16 protein-coding genes are annotated in these 16,036 nt (G+C 65.7%); 1 reads left to right on the forward strand and 15 read right to left on the reverse strand.

The features are described 5' to 3' along the window. Positions 1-60 precede the first annotated feature (60 nt). The 8 genes from ABD791_RS17575 to infC all read right to left on the reverse strand — a co-directional run bounded on the left by ABD791_RS17575 (position 61) and on the right by infC (position 5,734). A complete protein-coding gene (locus ABD791_RS17575; RefSeq protein WP_345069095.1) occupies positions 61-924 on the reverse strand; it encodes an amino acid ABC transporter permease in 864 nt (287 codons plus the stop codon). Next, complete coding sequence (locus ABD791_RS17580) at positions 921-1,568, reverse strand: amino acid ABC transporter permease (RefSeq protein WP_345069097.1); 648 nt, start codon at positions 1,566-1,568, stop codon at positions 921-923. The genes ABD791_RS17575 and ABD791_RS17580 overlap by 4 nt, the downstream gene beginning before the upstream one ends. A gap of 113 nt (positions 1,569-1,681) precedes the next feature. Beyond that, a complete protein-coding gene (locus ABD791_RS17585; RefSeq protein WP_345069099.1) occupies positions 1,682-2,578 on the reverse strand; it encodes a glutamate ABC transporter substrate-binding protein in 897 nt (298 codons plus the stop codon). Positions 2,579-2,635: 57 nt separating this feature from the next. Then, on the reverse strand, positions 2,636-3,424 hold the full coding sequence (locus tag ABD791_RS17590) for an amino acid ABC transporter ATP-binding protein (protein ID WP_345069100.1): 789 nt from the start codon (positions 3,422-3,424) through the stop codon (positions 2,636-2,638). 116 nt (positions 3,425-3,540) lie between these two features. Beyond that, the gene (locus ABD791_RS17595; RefSeq protein WP_345069102.1) at positions 3,541-4,341 is read right to left on the reverse strand and encodes a TrmH family RNA methyltransferase; all 801 of its coding nucleotides are present in this window, start codon (positions 4,339-4,341) and stop codon (positions 3,541-3,543) included. Positions 4,342-4,543: 202 nt separating this feature from the next. Next, positions 4,544-4,930 carry a 50S ribosomal protein L20 gene (gene rplT / locus ABD791_RS17600; protein WP_345069103.1) on the reverse strand — a complete coding sequence of 129 codons (387 nt, stop codon included), beginning with the start codon at positions 4,928-4,930 and terminating at the stop codon, positions 4,544-4,546. Positions 4,931-4,962: 32 nt separating this feature from the next. Further along, positions 4,963-5,157, reverse strand: a complete 195-nt coding sequence (gene rpmI, locus ABD791_RS17605; protein ID WP_179577345.1) for a 50S ribosomal protein L35 — start codon at positions 5,155-5,157, stop codon at positions 4,963-4,965. Continuing rightward, positions 5,150-5,734, reverse strand: coding sequence for a translation initiation factor IF-3 (infC, locus tag ABD791_RS17610; RefSeq protein WP_345069200.1), 585 nt, complete (start codon positions 5,732-5,734; stop codon positions 5,150-5,152). Before infC ends, rpmI begins: the two co-directional genes overlap by 8 nt. 276 nt (positions 5,735-6,010) lie before the next feature. Here infC and ABD791_RS17615 point away from each other — a divergent pair, with 276 nt between their 5' ends. Further along, positions 6,011-6,361, forward strand: coding sequence for a DUF1844 domain-containing protein (locus ABD791_RS17615; protein WP_345069105.1), 351 nt, complete (start codon positions 6,011-6,013; stop codon positions 6,359-6,361). 90 nt (positions 6,362-6,451) lie between these two features. On the opposite strand, the gene ABD791_RS17620 is transcribed toward ABD791_RS17615, so the two are convergent. From ABD791_RS17620 to ABD791_RS17650, 7 genes are all read right to left on the reverse strand, one after another. Next, the gene (locus ABD791_RS17620) at positions 6,452-7,231 is read right to left on the reverse strand and encodes a DNA-formamidopyrimidine glycosylase family protein (RefSeq protein ID WP_345069107.1); all 780 of its coding nucleotides are present in this window, start codon (positions 7,229-7,231) and stop codon (positions 6,452-6,454) included. 1 nt (position 7,232) lies between these two features. Continuing rightward, positions 7,233-11,888 (reverse strand): ATP-dependent helicase, encoded by a 4,656-nt coding sequence (locus ABD791_RS17625; RefSeq protein WP_345069109.1) that lies wholly within the window; start codon positions 11,886-11,888, stop codon positions 7,233-7,235. Between the two features lie 81 nt (positions 11,889-11,969). Then, on the reverse strand, positions 11,970-12,764 hold the full coding sequence (locus ABD791_RS17630; RefSeq protein WP_345069112.1) for an SseB family protein: 795 nt from the start codon (positions 12,762-12,764) through the stop codon (positions 11,970-11,972). After that, positions 12,748-13,494 (reverse strand): bifunctional 1-(5-phosphoribosyl)-5-((5-phosphoribosylamino)methylideneamino)imidazole-4-carboxamide isomerase/phosphoribosylanthranilate isomerase PriA, encoded by a 747-nt coding sequence (gene priA, locus ABD791_RS17635; RefSeq protein ID WP_345069114.1) that lies wholly within the window; start codon positions 13,492-13,494, stop codon positions 12,748-12,750. Before priA ends, ABD791_RS17630 begins: the two co-directional genes overlap by 17 nt. Before the next feature lie 167 nt (positions 13,495-13,661). Beyond that, complete coding sequence (gene hisH / locus ABD791_RS17640; RefSeq protein ID WP_345069116.1) at positions 13,662-14,294, reverse strand: imidazole glycerol phosphate synthase subunit HisH; 633 nt, start codon at positions 14,292-14,294, stop codon at positions 13,662-13,664. Next, the gene (gene hisB, locus ABD791_RS17645; protein WP_425562269.1) at positions 14,291-14,914 is read right to left on the reverse strand and encodes an imidazoleglycerol-phosphate dehydratase HisB; all 624 of its coding nucleotides are present in this window, start codon (positions 14,912-14,914) and stop codon (positions 14,291-14,293) included. The genes hisH and hisB overlap by 4 nt, the downstream gene beginning before the upstream one ends. A 9-nt stretch (positions 14,915-14,923) precedes the next feature. Further along, entirely contained in the window at positions 14,924-16,018 is a 1,095-nt protein-coding gene (locus ABD791_RS17650) for a histidinol-phosphate transaminase (protein ID WP_345069118.1), read from the reverse strand. Positions 16,019-16,036 lie beyond the last annotated feature (18 nt).

Raw genomic sequence — 16,036 nt, forward strand, 5'->3', positions numbered from 1 at the left:
ACCCAAGTTTAGTGCGTGCGGCTGCGTCGGCCACCTGCGTCACCCACCTGCCGTCGATCGCTAGATCTCGCCGGCTCGGAGTTCGATCTTTTCCACGTCAACCGGTTTCAACTCTCGCTGGCTGCCGCGGCTGCGAACCTCGACCCACTTCGCGAGCCCGGCGAGCAACAGACAGAGCGCGACGTAGATGGCGCCGAAGACCAGAGTCGCCGGAATGATGGGTGAGCCGTACGTCACCTGCGATCCGTAGAACTTCGCGAGGTACAGCAGTTCGTTGAACGTGACGATGAATCCGAGCGCCGTGTCCTTCAGTACGACGACCAGCTGCGAGATGATCACGGGCATCATCGCCCTGATCGCCTGGGGATAGAGCACGAGACGCATCACGCCGCTCTTGCGCAGGCCGATCGCATACGCGGCCTCCTTCTGTCCGTTCGGCAGCGACTCAACGCCGGCACGAAACACCTCGGCCAGAACCGGACCGTTGTAGAGGGTCAGGGCCGTTACCACCGCGACCAGCGGGGTGACGAACGTCACCCCGAGCGGCGGCAGCCCGTAGTACATGATCATCATCAGGATCAGCACGGGTATTGCCCTGAACAGTTCGATGAACAGAGTCACGGGAACCCGAATCCAGGCGTGTGCCGAAAGGCGCCCGATCGAGAGCAGCAGCCCCAGGATCATGCTGAACACCGCAGCGAGACCGAACGCCGTGAGCGTGGACAGGGTGGCTTTCACGATCGCTTGCTGCACGAGTGGAAAGGTGAAGATCCGCCACTTCGCGGCAGTGAACTGCCCCGTTACCGAGAAGCGGTAGAGGATGAAGGCCAGAATGCCCAACACAACGAGCACCGTGACGATGCCCAAGATGCGATTGCGCCGGATGGCCCGTGGGCCAGGCACGTCATACAGAACGCTGCTCATCGCAACACCTTCCATCGGCGCTCGAGATATCGCTGCAGGAGGGAGAGCAGCCCGACCAGGAGCACGAAGATGGCGGCAACCCAGAGCAGCACCACGATGGCCGGTTCACCACGTTCAGAGAGGTTGGCCCTGATCGAGCCGGCTTCGGCCACCGAGAAGCCGGCGGCGACTGTCGTGTTCTTCAGAAGCGCGATGAACACACTCATCATCGGCGGAATGACCGCGCGCATGGCCTGCGGCATGACGACGAGCGTCATGGTCTGCGCAAACGGCAAGCCGATCGCCCGCGCAGCCTCTGCCTGCCCGACGGGCACCGTGTTGAAGCCGGAGCGCAGCACCTCTGCGACATACGTCGCCGTGTACAGGCTGAGCGCGATGATGGCGAGCACTTCGTACGGCCAGGGGATGAGGCCGAGTTTCGGGTAGCCGAAGGCGAAGAAGAACATGATCAGCGTCAACGGGGTGTTGCGAACCAGGTTGACGTACACGGTGCCGACGCCGCGCATGATCGGTACCGGCGACACGCGCATCGCGCCGACGGCAGTGCCGAGGATCAAGGCGAAGATCGCCGAGAAGAAGAAGAGAATCAGTGTGTTTCGAAACCCCGACACAAATAGGTCGAGGTTGTTGATCAGTGTGTCCATGCCGGATGCTTCTCACTCCCGCTCGTGACGTTCACATGCGGCGGATGCCCACCACACGTCGATCCACGCGGTGGCAGTCCCCGAGAGGGAACGGCCACCACGTGCTGTCGCCACTAGTACTGGTCGACCGCTGGCTGTTCCACGCTGGTTCCGGACTGGCCGAGGGTGGCGTCGTAGATCGCAGTCCACGTCTCGCCACCATTGGTGAACATCTCATTGATGAAGGTGCGCAGCGCGTCGTCGCCCTTCGGGAGGCCAACACCGTAGTTCTCGACGGTGAACGGCTCGCCCACCACCTTGAGCACATCCGGTTCTTGCGCCGCATACCCGATCAGGATCGCGGCATCCGTTGTGACAGCGTCGACCGAGCCGTCCTTCAGCGCGTCAACGCACTGCGAGTAGGTGTCAAACTCCACCGTCTTGGTGTCGGGGAAGTTGTCCCTGATGTTCTGGATCGGCGTTGAACCTGTCGCAGAGCAGACAGTCTTTCCGGCAAGATCCTTTTCACTCGTGATGTCGGAGTTGTCGGCGGCCACCAGCAGTCCCTGCCCGGTCACGAAGTAGGGTCCGGCAAAATCAATCTGTTCCTTGCGCTTGTCGGTGATCGAATAGGTGCCGACGTAGTAGTCGATATCGCCGTTGACGATCGCTGCTTCACGGTTTGCACTGGGGATGGCGACGAACTCGATCTTGTCCTCGGAGAAGCCGAGCGAGGCGGCGATCCAGCGCGCGATGTCGATGTCGAACCCGGTGCGTTCGCCCGTGGCCGCGTCGAGGTAGCCGAGGCCCGGCTGGTCTTCCTTCACCCCGACCTTGACCGAGCCACGCTCGGTCATGGCGTCAAAGGTGGGGCTGCCGGTCAGGGCGACGTCGGTCGCCACCTCGAAGGGGGCGGTCGGTGTGGATCCGGCATCCGTCGAGCCGGTGGTTCCCGAGTCGGAACCCGAACATCCCGCCAAGGCGAGCGCTGCAACGGCCACAACGGCCAGGAGAGTCATTCTCTTTCGCATTTTTCGTCCCTTTCTTGGTGCGGGGCGGCAGGCCGCCCCCGGCTCAGTGACTCGCAGTCAATGCGAGAGCAGTTTCGACAAGAAATCCTTGGCCCGGGTGCTGCGCGGCGTGGTGAAGAACTCCTCGGGGGTCGCTTCCTCGACGATCTCGCCGTCGGCCATGAAGATGACCCGGTCGGCGGCCTTGCGAGCGAAGCCCATCTCGTGGGTGACCACGATCATGGTCATTCCGTCGTTGGCGAGATCGATCATCACCTCGAGCACCTCGTTGATCATCTCCGGATCGAGCGCGCTGGTCGGCTCGTCGAGGAGAATCACCTTCGGGTCCATGGCCAGGGCGCGGGCAATGGCCACGCGCTGCTGCTGGCCGCCCGACAGCTGGGCCGGCATCTTTTTCGCCTGATTGGCGACGCCGACACGTTCGAGCAGTTGCATCGCCCGGGCTTCGGCCTCGCGCCGGGAGACGCCCCGCACCTTGATCGGGCCGAGGGTCACGTTCTCGAGCACGGTCTTGTGCGCGAACAGATTGAACGACTGAAAGACCATGCCCACATCGGCGCGCAGGTGTGCGAGAGCCTTGCCCTCAGCCGGAAGCACCTGGCCGTCGATGCTGATCACACCATCGTCGATGGTCTCGAGTCGGTTGATCGCCCGGCACAGCGTCGACTTACCAGAGCCGCTCGGGCCGATGACCACGACGACCTCGCCGCGATTGACCTGGGCATTGATGTTCTTCAGCACGTGAAGTTCACCGAAATGCTTGTTGACGTCGGTTACGACGACGAGAGGCTCACCGCGGCGCACAGTGATATTCGACGTCGGGGGTAGAGACTCAGAATTCTCCATGCCCCCCAACCTAGGGTAGGAGGGTTCGTCTTCCCTATGGCTGTGGCCCGACGGTTACCGAGTTGTAACACGTCGGCGTGCGGTCGCACGCCGACATGCACGACCCAGTTGCTGGCTTAGCTGCGCTGCGCGAAGGCGCTTTCGTAGAGGCAGACGGATGCGGCGGTTGCGAGGTTCATCGACTCGGCGTGGCCGTAGAGCGGCACAGACACCGACTGGTCGGCGAGCAGCAGATCGTCGTCGGTGAGGCCACGTGCCTCGTTGCCGAACAGCCAGGCCGTCGGCTTGGCGAGCAGCCCCGAGTTGCGAGCCTCCAGGAGGTCACCGCCCTTGACGTCGGCGGCGAGGATCTGCAGGCCGGCCGAGCGCGCACGCTCGCGCACATCGATCAGGTTGGCGCCGACGGCGACCGGGAGGTGGAAGATCGAGCCGGTCGACGAACGCACAACCTTGGGGTTGTACAGGTCAACGCTGCGACCCGTGAAGATCACGGCGTCCGCACCGGCGGCATCCGCTGCACGGATGATCGTGCCGGCGTTGCCGGGATCGCGCACCTCTTCGAGAATGGCAATGAGCTTGGGCTCGTTGTTGAAGATGTCTTTGACCGAGGTCGGGAACTGGTGGCAGACCGCGACGAAACCCTGCGGCGTGACGGTGTCGGCCATCGCGTCGATGACCTGTTCGCTGACGAACTCGATGTCGACGCCGGCGTCGGTGGCCAGCTGAGCGATCTCGACGTAGCGCTCGAGCGCGGTCGGGGTGGCGTACAGCTCAACGACCAGGTTGGGGCGGAAGGTCAGCGCTTCAGAGACAGCCTGGGGGCCTTCGAGAAGAAACATTCCCGTCTCTAAGCGAGCGGCACGCTTTTCGAGTTTGGCAACGGCGCGAACACGCGGGGAACGGGGGTTATCAAGCATGGGTCAAGCCTACTTGAGGCTTTCTCGCCCCGAGGCCGAAAACGAGGTCGAAACGCTGCTGGAAGAGCGCCGACTCAGAGCCGGGACCGGGCCGAAATGCAGAACGGGAGCAGGCGGTGAAGCCTGCTCCCGTTCGGAGGTAAAGCGAGGTAGAGCCTGCGCAGTCAATCTGCACAGTCGTCTGACCTGCACAGTCGTCTGACTACGCGGCGACCTTCGGTGCCGAGGTGTCAGCCGGAAGAGCCTTCTTGGCGGACTCAACGAGAGCCGCGAACGTGGCGGGCTCGTTGACGGCCAGCTCGGCCAGCATGCGACGGTCAACCTTGATGTCTGCAAGACCGAGGCCCTGGATCAGACGGTTGTAGGTCAGGCCGTTGGCACGCGATGCCGCGTTGATGCGCTGGATCCACAGGCGACGGAAGTCACCCTTGCGGGCACGACGGTCGCGGTAGCTGTAAACCAGCGAGTGTGTGACCTGCTCCTTGGCCTTGCGGTACAGGCGTGAACGCTGTCCGCGGTAGCCCGAGGCGCGCTCAAGGATGACGCGACGCTTCTTGTGGGCGTTGACGGCCCTCTTTACTCTTGCCATTTTTCTATATTCCTAACGAGATAACGAGGGTCTTAGTGACCGAGAAGCTTCTTGGCGGTCTTGCTGTCGGCCTTTGACAGCACCTGGTCCTGGTTCAGGCGAGCCTTGCGCTTGGCAGACTTGACCTCCAGGTTGTGACGCATTCCAGCCTGCTGCTTCATGACCTTGCCGCTACCGGTGATCTTGAATCGCTTCTTGGCCCCGGAGTGGGTCTTCTGCTTAGGCATTCTTTTCCTCCTGTTTCGCTGCTTTATCAGCAGCACGGTGTGCGAGGGCCTCGCCCTTGACCTCTGATTTGTTCTTCAGGGGGCCAATGACCATGACCATATTTCGACCGTCGATGGTGGGGGTCGATTCGACCGAACCGAACTCCGCCACATCCTCGGCAAATCTTTGAAGCAGACGTACGCCCTGGTCGGGACGCGACTGCTCACGTCCACGGAACAAAATCATTGCCTTGACCTTGTCGCCGGCCTTCAGGAAGCCCTCGGCGCGCTTGCGCTTGGTTTCGTAGTCGTGCTTGTCAATCTTGAGGCGGAAACGAACCTCTTTCAGGATCGTGTTCGCCTGGTTGCGCCTGGCCTCTTTGGCCTTCTGCGCAGCCTCGTACTTGAATTTGCCGTAGTCCATGATCTTGGCAACCGGCGGCTTGGACGTGGGAGCTACCTCGACGAGGTCGAGATCTGCTTCCTGTGCCATGCGCAGGGCAACATCAATGGCCACGACCCCGATCTGCTCACCGGCGGGGCCGACGAGACGAACTTCAGGGACGCGGATACGGTCATTTGTACGGGGATCGCTGATGCGTCGCTCCTCTTTCTCAATCTTCGTGGCTACAACAGGTGACGGATGTCGCCCGTGACGAAGTGAGAAATCACGCGTATAACTTGCACGAAATTACTTTCGCCAAACTACACACGACACCCTGTCTACCGCCTCAGAACTGAACCCAGTGCCGAGCCGGCGGAGTGCAAACTACCCGGTAACCTTGATGAAGCGGTCAAGCGCGGGTGGGAGATTATCCACTTTCGTACCGGAGCTATTGCCCCGGAGCCGCGTCGAGTCTAGCAGAGGATGGCAGTGAGTAACACATTTGATCAGGATGACGCAGCGCAGGCCACGCGGGACATCGCCGATGTCGCCGCAATTGAGGTCATCACGACCGCTGCAGTGCACTTGATGAGTGCCGCCGCGGTCAAGTGCGGACTGGCCGATGATCCAGAGAGCCAGCTCGACCTGGACGAGGCACGCAAGCTCATCACCGCCCTCGCCGGCCTGGTGACGGCATCCGCCCCCGACATCTCAGACATGCACGCACGCAGCCTGCGCGACGGCTTGCGTTCGCTGCAGCTGGCGTTCCGTGAGGCGTCGGCGATTCCCGACCCGATCGGCCAGGGCCCCGGCGAGAAGTACACCGGTCCGGTCAACTAGTTCGCTAGCCAGACGTTCTCGATGAGCAGGTCGCCCAGGCGGCCCGCTCATCGTTGAGCGTGGCGTTGCCGCTGTCGCGGTTGGCCACTGTCATGTCTGGCACTGTGGGCACCAATAGGTGACGCGCAACTCCAGGTCGGTGCGGCCGAGTTCGCCTCGGAGGATCCGGGTGCCGCACCGACGGCACGGCAGTCCTTCGCGGGAGTAGACCCAACTGTGTGCGCCCGTTCTTGTGTCGCCGGTCGTGGTGCGCCGGTCGCGGTCGCGGTTGGCCTCGATCAGCCGTTTGGCCAGGGCGATCATCGCCGGCACGTCGGCCATTTCGCCGACGCGCCTGGTCGGGAGCACGCCCCGCAAGAAGCACAGTTCATTGACGTATTCGTTGCCGAGACCCGCGAGATTGCGCTGGTCGGCCAGTGCGACGGCAATGGGGCGCTCTGGACGCTGCTCCATCCGCAGCAACGCCTCACCCGCGTCCCAGTCCTCGCCGAGCAGGTCGGGACCGAGGTAGTCCAGCGCCTGCGCCTCGTCGGCGAGCGGGAGGATCTCCAGGATGCCGAGGTCGAATCCGACCGCCACCCAGTCATCCGTTTCGAGAATGGCGCGCGCCTGCCAGGCTGGCCTTTTCCAGTGGCTGCCCGGCCGGTAGAGGTGCCAGGAGCCCTCCATCTTCAAATGCGAATGGATGCTGGTCTCCCCCACTCTGATCAGCAGATGCTTTCCGCGGCTCGCCACCTCGTGCACGGTCTCGCCGGCCAGGTTCACCGTCGCGAATCGGGGAACACGGAAGTCGCTGCGGGTGAGCACTGCACCACGCAGGGCCGCATCGAGGTTTCGGGCAGTGCGGAACACTGTGTCGCCCTCCGGCACATCAACTCCTCATCTTCAGCCCGCGTGGAATCGCTCCAAAGCCAACGGCTTGCAACGCGTGGCCGAGCTGCGTGCCGATGATGAACCGGCCGTTCACCGTCTCAACACCGAGCTGCGCGACACCCCTGCGGGTGATCAACTGGGCCACTGCCGCTGCGGCGGCCGACACGACCTGATCGTCGTCGCTGAACGACAGAATCGACTTGCCTCCGCGTTCGATATAGAGCACCAGCTCACCATCGACGATGACGACGAGCGCACCTGCCCTGCGTCCTGGACGGTGACTGGTGCCCTCCGGCAGCGGCGGCCAGGCCAATGCCGCACCGTACGGGTTCGCCGGGTCCGTCGCGGCGAGGGCCACCACGTCCTGCCGCCCGGCCTCCCGCCTGCGCTCCTGCTCTGACGGCGTGGGTAGCGACGCACGCAGCCGGTCGATCGACCCGCCGGTGGCGAACTGGGCGGCGCCGAGTCCGTCGACGAAGTAGCCGCGGCGGGCGCGGCCGAGTTCTTCGAAACCGGAGAGCGTGCGATACACGAGCGCGAACCCACCCGTGATCCCCTCGCTCATCACCGCGCCCCTGGTCACCACTCCATAGCGTTCGAGCAGCGTCTCCCCCAGCGCGTGAGCCCTGACGGTGGGCGACTGCTCGGCCAGCGGCACGATCGACCAACGCCCTGCGACGCTCGGCGGACCGGTTCGGCTCGGCATGGTCGGCCTCGGCATTGCTCTCCCTCGGTGCAGGCGTGAGCGCGGCGCTGATCTGGCCTGGCGGTGAGCGGTGTGTCCGCCTGCGATGAGGGCACGAATGGGCGCGAAGGTGTCGTTGTTGACGAGCCCGGCCCACACCAGATCCCAGAGCGCGGTGACCAGTTCGGCGTCGTCCTGACTCCCCACCGCATCGGCGAGCTGGCGAAAGAAGAATGCGCCCCCACCGCCGAGCGTGGTCAGCACCTCCCGCTGCAGTGGCGTGGTCTCCCCGTCTGGCAGCAACGGCAGGCTGAGCGGGGCAGTCTCCGCCAGGTGCAAGCTCACCCAGCCGTCATTGCCGGCCAGCGTGCCTGCCCCTGCCCACAGCACTTCGCCGGTGGCTGTCAGTTCGTCGAGCATCGTCGGTGAATAGTCGGACACGCGCGATGGTAACACCAGGGATTCCCACGCCGACGCCGGAATGCGCACGCCTTCGAGCTGTTCGATGACGGATGCCACGCCATCGATTCCGCGCAGCGCGCCGCCGACGTGTTGCCAGGCTGGCAGAAACCGGCCGATCGCCACCTGGTCGACGGGTTCCACCTCGTGTCGAAGCGCGGCAAGCGAGCGGCGGCGAAGCCTGCGCAAGACCTCACTGTCGCACCACTCTGCACCGCTGCCGGTCGGACGGAACTCGCCCTCGATGACGCGGCGCGCCCCGGCGAGACGGTGCAGCGCCACATCGGCCACGGCAGCGCCCAGGCCGAACCGCAGAGCGACTTCTGTGCTCGTGAACGGGCCATGGGTGCGGGCGTACCGGCTGACGAGGTCGCCGAGCGGATCGGACACCGGTTCGGTGAAGGCCTCCGGCACACCGAGCGGCAGCGGCACACCCAGTGCATCCCGCAGCCGGCTCGCATCCTCAATCGCCGCCCACCAGTCGCCCCCGGCGAACCGCACCTGGATCGCCCGCTTCGTTGCAACGAGCTGGTGCAGGTGGTGGTCGGTCTCCGCCGGGTTCTCCAGCCTTTCTTCGACCTCCGCACTTGTCAGCGGCCCCAGGCCGCGCAACAGGTCGATGGCGCCTTCGAGTCCTCGTGCCTTGCGCTCGGGCGCGAGCCTCTGAAGTTCCAGCTCCACCTCGTCCGTCACCGCGGGGTCGAGCAGCTCCCGCAACTCAACCCGGCCGAGGAGTTCGGCCAGCAGCATGGAGTCGATCGACAGCGCCGTCGCCCGGCGTTCGGCCAGCGGGGAGTCCCCTTCGTACATGAAAGCAGCCACGTAACCGAACAGCAGGGTGCTCGCAAACGGGCTGGCGACATCCGTTGTGGTTTCGACGAGGCGCACGGAACGCGCGGCGATCTGCCGGGCGAGCTCGGTGAGCGCCGGGAGGTCGTAGACGTCTTGCAGGCACTCCCTCACCGTCTCCAGGATGATGGGGAACGTCGGAAACTCGCGGGCGACGTCCAGCAGCTGCGAGGCCTTCTGGCGCTGCTGCCAGAGCGGCGATCGGCGACCGGGGTTGTAGCGGGGCAACAGCAGGGCGCGCGCGGCACACTCCCTGAAGCGGGAGGCGAACAGGGCAGAGCCCCCCACCTCGTCTGTCACGAGCTGTTCGAGTTCATCGGGATCGAAGACGAAGAGCTCGGCGCCGGGCGGCTCTTTCTCGGTGTCGGGGATGCGCACCACGATGCCGTCGTCGCTGGCCATGCAGCTGCCGTCGATGCCGAAGCGCTCGCGCACCCGCGCACCGATAGCCAGCGCCCACGGCGCGTGAACCTGCATGCCGAACGGCGAGTGCAGCACGACCCGCCAGTCACCGAGTTCGTCTCTGAAACGCTCGACCACGAGCGTGCGGTCGGTGGGCAGATGGCCGGTGGCCGCTTGTTGCTCCTGAAGAAAGGCGAGCAGGTTGTTGGCCGCGCGGTCGTCGAGCCCTCCGGCCGCACACCGCGCCTGCGCGTCTGAGGGAGAAGCGGATGCCAGCTCCCGCACATACTCGCCGATGGCTCGTCCCAGCTCCACGGGGCGGCCCAGCCCATCGCCCTTCCAGAACGGCAATCGTCCTGGCTGACCGAAGGCCGGAACCACGTGTACTCGATCGTGCGTGATCTCCTGGATGCGCCAGCTCGTCGTGCCGAGCGCGAAGACATCGCCGACCCGAGACTCGTAGACCATCTCTTCGTCGAGTTCGCCGACCCTTCGGCCCTGACTGGTCGCCGAGTCTGTTGCGCCGACCATGAAGACGCCGAACAAACCGCGATCGGGGATCGTGCCGCCGCTGGTGACCGCGAGCCGTTGCGCACCGGGGCGGCCGGTCAGCGTGCCGGTGTCGCGATCCCAGATGATGCGGGGGCGCAACTCGGCGAATTGGTCGGAGGGATACCGCCCGGCGAGCAGGTCGAGGGTGGCCTCATAGGCGGAGCGGGGCAGCGATTGGAACGGCGCGCTGCGCCGGAGCGTGACGAACCATTCTTCGGCGTCGATCGGTTCGAGCGCGCAGGCCGCCACCGTGTGTTGGGCGAGGATGTCGAGTGGGTTGGCTGGGACCGCAATCGACTCGATCATGCCGGCCGTCATCCGCTCGGCGGCGACAGCGGAGTGAATGAGGTCGGCCCTGTGCTTCGGATAGATGATGCCGCGCGAGATCTCCCCCACCTGGTGACCTGCCCGCCCGACCCGCTGCAGGCCGCTGGCGACGGAAGGAGGCGACTCCACCTGCACAACCAGGTCAACGGCGCCCATGTCGATGCCGAGCTCCAGGCTCGAGGTGGCCACCACGCATCGTAGCTGGCCGGATTTCAGATCGTCTTCGATCTGGGCCCGTTGCTCCTTGCTCACCGAACCGTGGTGGGCGCGGGCGAGGAGCGGGTCGGCGCCGAGAGTTTGCCCGGCCGCCCCCATCAGCGCGGCCGGGGCGCGGGTGGGCGCGGCCACCGCGGCCGAAGACACCAGGGCGGTGAGGGGCATGTCAGCCGTGACCAGCTCCTGACGTTCTGCGTAGATCTCGTTGAACCGGGCGGTGAGACGCTCGGCAAGCCGCCGTGAATTCGCGAACACGATCGCCGACGAATGCGTCAGGATCTGGTCGACGATCGCCTCCTCAACATGCGGCCAGATAGAACCGGCCTGGGGAGCCGATGCTGCGGCGCTGCCCTCCCGCTCGGCCGGCGGGGCGATCTGGCTCATGTCTTCGACCGGCACAACGACCGAGAGGTCGAAGCGCTTCCCGCTGGGCGGCGCAACGATCTCAACCGGCGCACTCGCGGAGAGGAAGCGGGCGACCTCGCTCGGTGGCCGCACGGTGGCAGACAGGCCGATCCGCTGCGCAGGCCGCTCGAGCATGGCGTCGAGGCGCTCCAGAGACACGGCCAGGTGTGCACCCCGCTTCGTCGCGGCGACAGCGTGGATCTCGTCGACGATCACGGTGTCGACGGTGCGCAGGGTGTCGCGCGCCGCCGAGGTGAGCATGAGGAACAGCGACTCCGGCGTCGTGATCAGGATGTCTGGCGGGTTCTTGATCAGCCGTCGCCGCTCTGTGCTCGGCGTATCGCCAGAGCGCAGCCCAACCGTGACGAGTGGGGGTTCGGCGCCTAAACGGCGTGCGGCCCGCCCGATTCCGATCAGCGGTGCCCGCAGATTGCGTTCGACGTCGACGCCCAGTGCCTTGAGCGGCGAGATGTACAGCACGCGGGTGCCGCGCGTTGCCGGGAGCGCGGCGACGTGACCGGAGCCGGCCGGACGGGAGCCGTCGGCCTGTTCGGCCGTGCTGGGCTGGCCGGCAAGCCGGTCGATCGCCCAGAGAAACGCCGCCAGGGTCTTGCCCGAACCCGTGGGGGCAACGACCAGGGCGTGCGAGCCGCGGGAGATCGCGTCCCAGGCACCGAGCTGGACCTCGGTGGGAGCGGCGAACGCCTCGCCGAACCACGCCAGCGTCGCAGGCGAGAATCGGCCAGTGATCGGTTCCATGTCACCATCCTGAACGACTCCCCCGACATTCCCTAGGGCAATTCGGGCGATCCGGTTGCTCGCCCTGCACCGGGCAGCCGGCTACACGGAGGCGATCAGCTGCACCTTCAGGGAATCAACCGCCGTCGCGATCACATCGTTCGCCGCCCACCGCGCGGCAAGCCGAGCCATGACAGCGTCGAGATCGACCTGGGTCAGCCCGTCAATCAGTTCCAACCGCACGATCAGCTCCGGCCCGGCCAGGCGGGAGTCCGGATCCCCCGACACCAGGGTGACGCTGAGCACCGAGAGTTCCGACGCGATCGACTCGTCGAAGGCGTCGGCCACGGTACGACTCGCATAACTGGGCGTCCACGGCAGACTCTGTGCGATCGCCCAGAGCGCCGGGCGCCGCACGACGAACTCGGTCGGTGCGATCGGGTCGAGCACCACCAGATCTGTCTCTTCCTGCGCCGCGGCCAGCGCGACCCGCACGGCATCCGCCGGCACCGGGCGCGCGTCGGAATTCCAGGCCGCCATGGTGGCTGCCGACGAAAACACCGGCAGCACATTGCGTCCGTCTGGTCCGGCCACCGTGATGATCGAGAGCTCTTGGCTCTTGTCGATCGTCAGACCGTGTTCGCTGGTTCCGGCCTCACCGAGCTCGGCGATCAGCGGGATCAGCAGGCGCGACCCCCTGAGGGCGTCGATGACGCTCTCTTCGCCGACTTCGCGCGCGCGAAAGGCCCGCAGCGCTTCGGCGAGAAGCGGCGGCGTTGTGCCGTCATCCTCGGCGTGCTCGTTGGGTTCGAACTCGCGCCCGGCCCAGGGCTGGCCCGCCGAGTCGGAGGGTCCGCCAGGGCGGCCGGTGGATCCGAGGTTATGAGCCGGAGACATCCAGCGCCTCAGGCAGCGTGAATGCACCCGCGTAGAGTGCCTTGCCGACGATGGCGCCCTCGAGCCCCTGGGGCACGAGCTGGCGCAGTTCGATCAGGTCGTCGAGGCTTGAAATGCCGCCGGATGCGATCACCGGGCGGTGGGTGCGGTCCATCACCTGGCGTAGCAGGTCGACGTTCGGGCCCTGCAATGTGCCGTCCTTCGTGACGTCGGTGACCACGTAGCGGGCGCAGCCGGCGTCTTCGAGGCGGTCGAGCACCTGCCAGATGTCTCCGCCGTCTTTGGTCCAGCCGCGGGCAGAAAGGGTGGTGCCGCGCACGTCGAGACCGACGGCGATGGCCTCGCCGTAGCGGGCGATCACGCTGGCCGCCCACTCGGGGTTCTCCAGCGCCGCCGTGCCGAGGTTGATGCGCTTGACCCCGGTACCGAGAGCGGCCTCGAGCGACTCGTCGTCACGGATGCCGCCGGACAGCTCGACGTTCACGCCGCGAACCTGCTTGATGACCTTCTTGATCACGCTCGTGTTGTTGCCACGGCCGAAGGCGGCGTCGAGGTCGACGAGGTGAATCCACTCGGCGCCCTGGTCGGCCCAATCGGCGGCGGCGTCGACCGGGTCGCCGTAGTTGGTCTCGGTGCCCGCTTCGCCCTGCGTGAGCCGCACGGCCTTTCCACCGGCCACATCAACAGCGGGCAGAAGCACGAGACGCGGTGTTGTATTGAACTCACTCATGGGATGTCCTCAATCGGGGTGGCCGCTGGGCGGCCGAAATCAACATTTGATTCTACTCGCGCGACCTGAGTGATCGTGTCGATCAGACGCGATGCACAGCCCCACAGCCGGCAGCCAAACGACCGGTGTCCGAACAACCGGCGGCCGCTCAGCTCGTCGCTGCGTGGCTAGTGGCGCAGTGACTCGAGCCAGTTCGCCAGCAGTCGGATGCCGGCCTCTCCGGATTTCTCCGGGTGAAATTGTGTGGCGGTAAGCGGACCGTTCTCGATCGCTGCCAAGAACTTTCCGCCGTGGTCGGCCCAGGTCAGCTTCGGTACCGGGAACGGCGGCTCCACTTCCAGCGTCCATTCCTGCGCGGCATAGGAGTGCACGAAGTAGAACCGCTCGTCGGCAAGACCGCGGAACAGCACCGAATCCTCGGGCGCTTCAACGGTGTTCCAGCCCATGTGCGGAAGCACCGGCGCCTTCAACTGCGTCACGGTGCCCGGCCACTCGCCGAGGCCTTCCGTGTCGACGCCGCGTTCGACGCCGTGCTCGAACATCACCTGCATGCCCACGCAGATGCCGAGTACCGGCCGGCCGCCGGCAAGGCGCCGATCGATGATCTCGTCTCCGTAGACATCCTTCAGCGCCCTCATCACCGCGCTGAACGCGCCGACACCGGGCACCACCAGACCATCGGCAGCGAGAGCCTGTTTGCGGTCGGACGTCAACGTCACATCGGCACCGGCCTGCTCCAGGGCCTTCGCCGCGGAGTGGACGTTGCCGGTTCCGTAGTCGAGAACAACAACCGAGGTCACAGTGCGCCCTTCGTCGACGGGATTCCGACGACCAACGGGTCGAGGGCCTTGGCCTGGCGGAACGCGCGAGCGAACGCCTTGAACTCGGCCTCGGCGATGTGGTGCGGATCGCGCCCACCGAGCACGGTGACGTGCACGGTCAGCGCCGCGTTGTAGCTGATGGCTTCGAAGACGTGGCGCACCATGGAGCCGGTGAAGTGCCCGCCGATCAAGTGGAATTCGAAGCCGGCTGGCTCACCGGTGTGCACGAGGTAGGGCCGACCCGAAATGTCGACGACGGCCTGAACGAGCGCCTCATCGAGCGGCACCAGGGCGTCGCCGTAGCGCGAGATGCCCGATTTGTCGCCGAGCGCCTGCTTGATGGCCTGGCCGAGCGCGATGCCGATGTCTTCGACGGTGTGGTGAACGTCGATCTCGACGTCGCCGGTGGCGCGCACCGTGAGGTCGGTCAGCGAGTGCTTGGCGAACGCGGTGAGCAGGTGGTCATAGAACGGGACGGACGTCTGAATGTCGCTCACGCCCGTGCCGTCGAGGTTGATGCTGAGCTCGATGCTCGACTCGCTCGTGGCGCGGGTGATCTGCGCGACGCGGGGGGCGGTGGACACGGCAAGAGAAGTCATGCCGCTAGCCTATTCGGCTGAGCTGGGCGCGGCACGCAGGCCGGCCAGCGCGCTGAGGAAAGCGGTGGTCTCCGCGGCGGTTCCCGCGCTGACGCGCAGGTGGTTCGGAATGCCGATGTCACGGATCAGCACGCCCTGGTCGAGAAGCGCGCGGAACGTGGCTTTCGGGTCATCCACCCCGCCGAACAGCACGAAGTTGCTGCCGCTGCGGTGCGGGGCGTAGCCGAGAGCGCGCAGCTCGACGACGAGGCGATCGCGCTGCACGCGAATGTCGTCGACCATCGCCAGCATCTCGGGGGTGTGGGCAAGAGCCGCGTTGGCCGCAGCCTGCGTGAGCGCCGACAGGTGGTACGGCAGGCGAACCAGACGCATCGCATCCGTCACCGCCGGATCAGCGGCCAAGTAGCCGACCCGAGCACCGGCGAAGGCGAAGGCCTTGCTCATAGTGCGGGAGACGAGCAGGCGCGGGCGCCCGGCCAGCAGGGTCAGAGCGGATGCCTCGCCGTCGGCGGCGAACTCGGCGTAGGCCTCGTCGACGACAACGATGCCGTCGGTCGCGTCGTACACCGCGGCGATCGTCTCAAGGGAGAGCGGGGTGCCGGTGGGGTTGTTCGGCGAGCAGAGAAACACCAGCGAGGGGGTGGTCTTCTTCACCCAGGCGACAGCGGTCTCCGGGGACAGCTCGTAGTCGGCATCGCGTTCGCCGGCGATCCAGTCGGTTCCGGTGCCGGAGGCGAGAATCTCGTACATGGAATAGGTCGGCGAGAAACCGAGCACGCTGCGACCGGGGCCGCCGAATGCCTGCAGCACCTGCTGGAGCACTTCGTTCGATCCGTTGGCCGCCCAGATGTTCTCGGCAGTGAGACCGTGACCGAGGTAGTCGGCCAGGTTCGTGCGCAGTTCGGTGAACTCACGATCGGGGTACCGGTTGACGGTCAAGATCGCCCGGGCGAGGGAGGCCACGATGTCGTGAGCAACAGCCTCGGGAATGGGATGCGTGTTCTCGTTCACGTTGAGGGCCACCGGAACGTGAAGTTGCGGGGCACCGTAGGGAATCAGTCCGCGCAGATTGTCGCGCAGGGGAAGGTCGCTGAGGCTGGTCACCCGAGCAATGTTACCGGG

The sequence above is a fragment of the Glaciibacter kafniensis genome, assembly GCF_039538945.1.
In the GTDB taxonomy this organism is placed as follows: Bacteria; Actinomycetota; Actinomycetes; order Actinomycetales; family Microbacteriaceae; genus Cryobacterium; species Cryobacterium kafniensis.

Bases quoted from the DNA above. Each gene is read 5' to 3' on its own strand.
- ABD791_RS17575 (WP_345069095.1), bottom strand. From the start codon at position 924: ATGAGCAGCGTTCTGTATGACGTGCCTGGCCCACGGGCCATCCGGCGC.
- ABD791_RS17580 (WP_345069097.1), bottom strand. From the start codon at position 1,568: ATGGACACACTGATCAACAACCTCGACCTATTTGTGTCGGGGTTTCGA.
- ABD791_RS17585 (WP_345069099.1), bottom strand. From the start codon at position 2,578: ATGCGAAAGAGAATGACTCTCCTGGCCGTTGTGGCCGTTGCAGCGCTC.
- ABD791_RS17590 (WP_345069100.1), bottom strand. From the start codon at position 3,424: ATGGAGAATTCTGAGTCTCTACCCCCGACGTCGAATATCACTGTGCGC.
- ABD791_RS17595 (WP_345069102.1), bottom strand. From the start codon at position 4,341: ATGCTTGATAACCCCCGTTCCCCGCGTGTTCGCGCCGTTGCCAAACTC.
- rplT (WP_345069103.1), bottom strand. From the start codon at position 4,930: ATGGCAAGAGTAAAGAGGGCCGTCAACGCCCACAAGAAGCGTCGCGTC.
- rpmI (WP_179577345.1), bottom strand. From the start codon at position 5,157: ATGCCTAAGCAGAAGACCCACTCCGGGGCCAAGAAGCGATTCAAGATC.
- ABD791_RS17625 (WP_345069109.1), bottom strand. From the start codon at position 11,888: ATGGAACCGATCACTGGCCGATTCTCGCCTGCGACGCTGGCGTGGTTC.
- ABD791_RS17630 (WP_345069112.1), bottom strand. From the start codon at position 12,764: ATGTCTCCGGCTCATAACCTCGGATCCACCGGCCGCCCTGGCGGACCC.
- priA (WP_345069114.1), bottom strand. From the start codon at position 13,494: ATGAGTGAGTTCAATACAACACCGCGTCTCGTGCTTCTGCCCGCTGTT.
- hisB (WP_425562269.1), bottom strand. From the start codon at position 14,914: ATGACTTCTCTTGCCGTGTCCACCGCCCCCCGCGTCGCGCAGATCACC.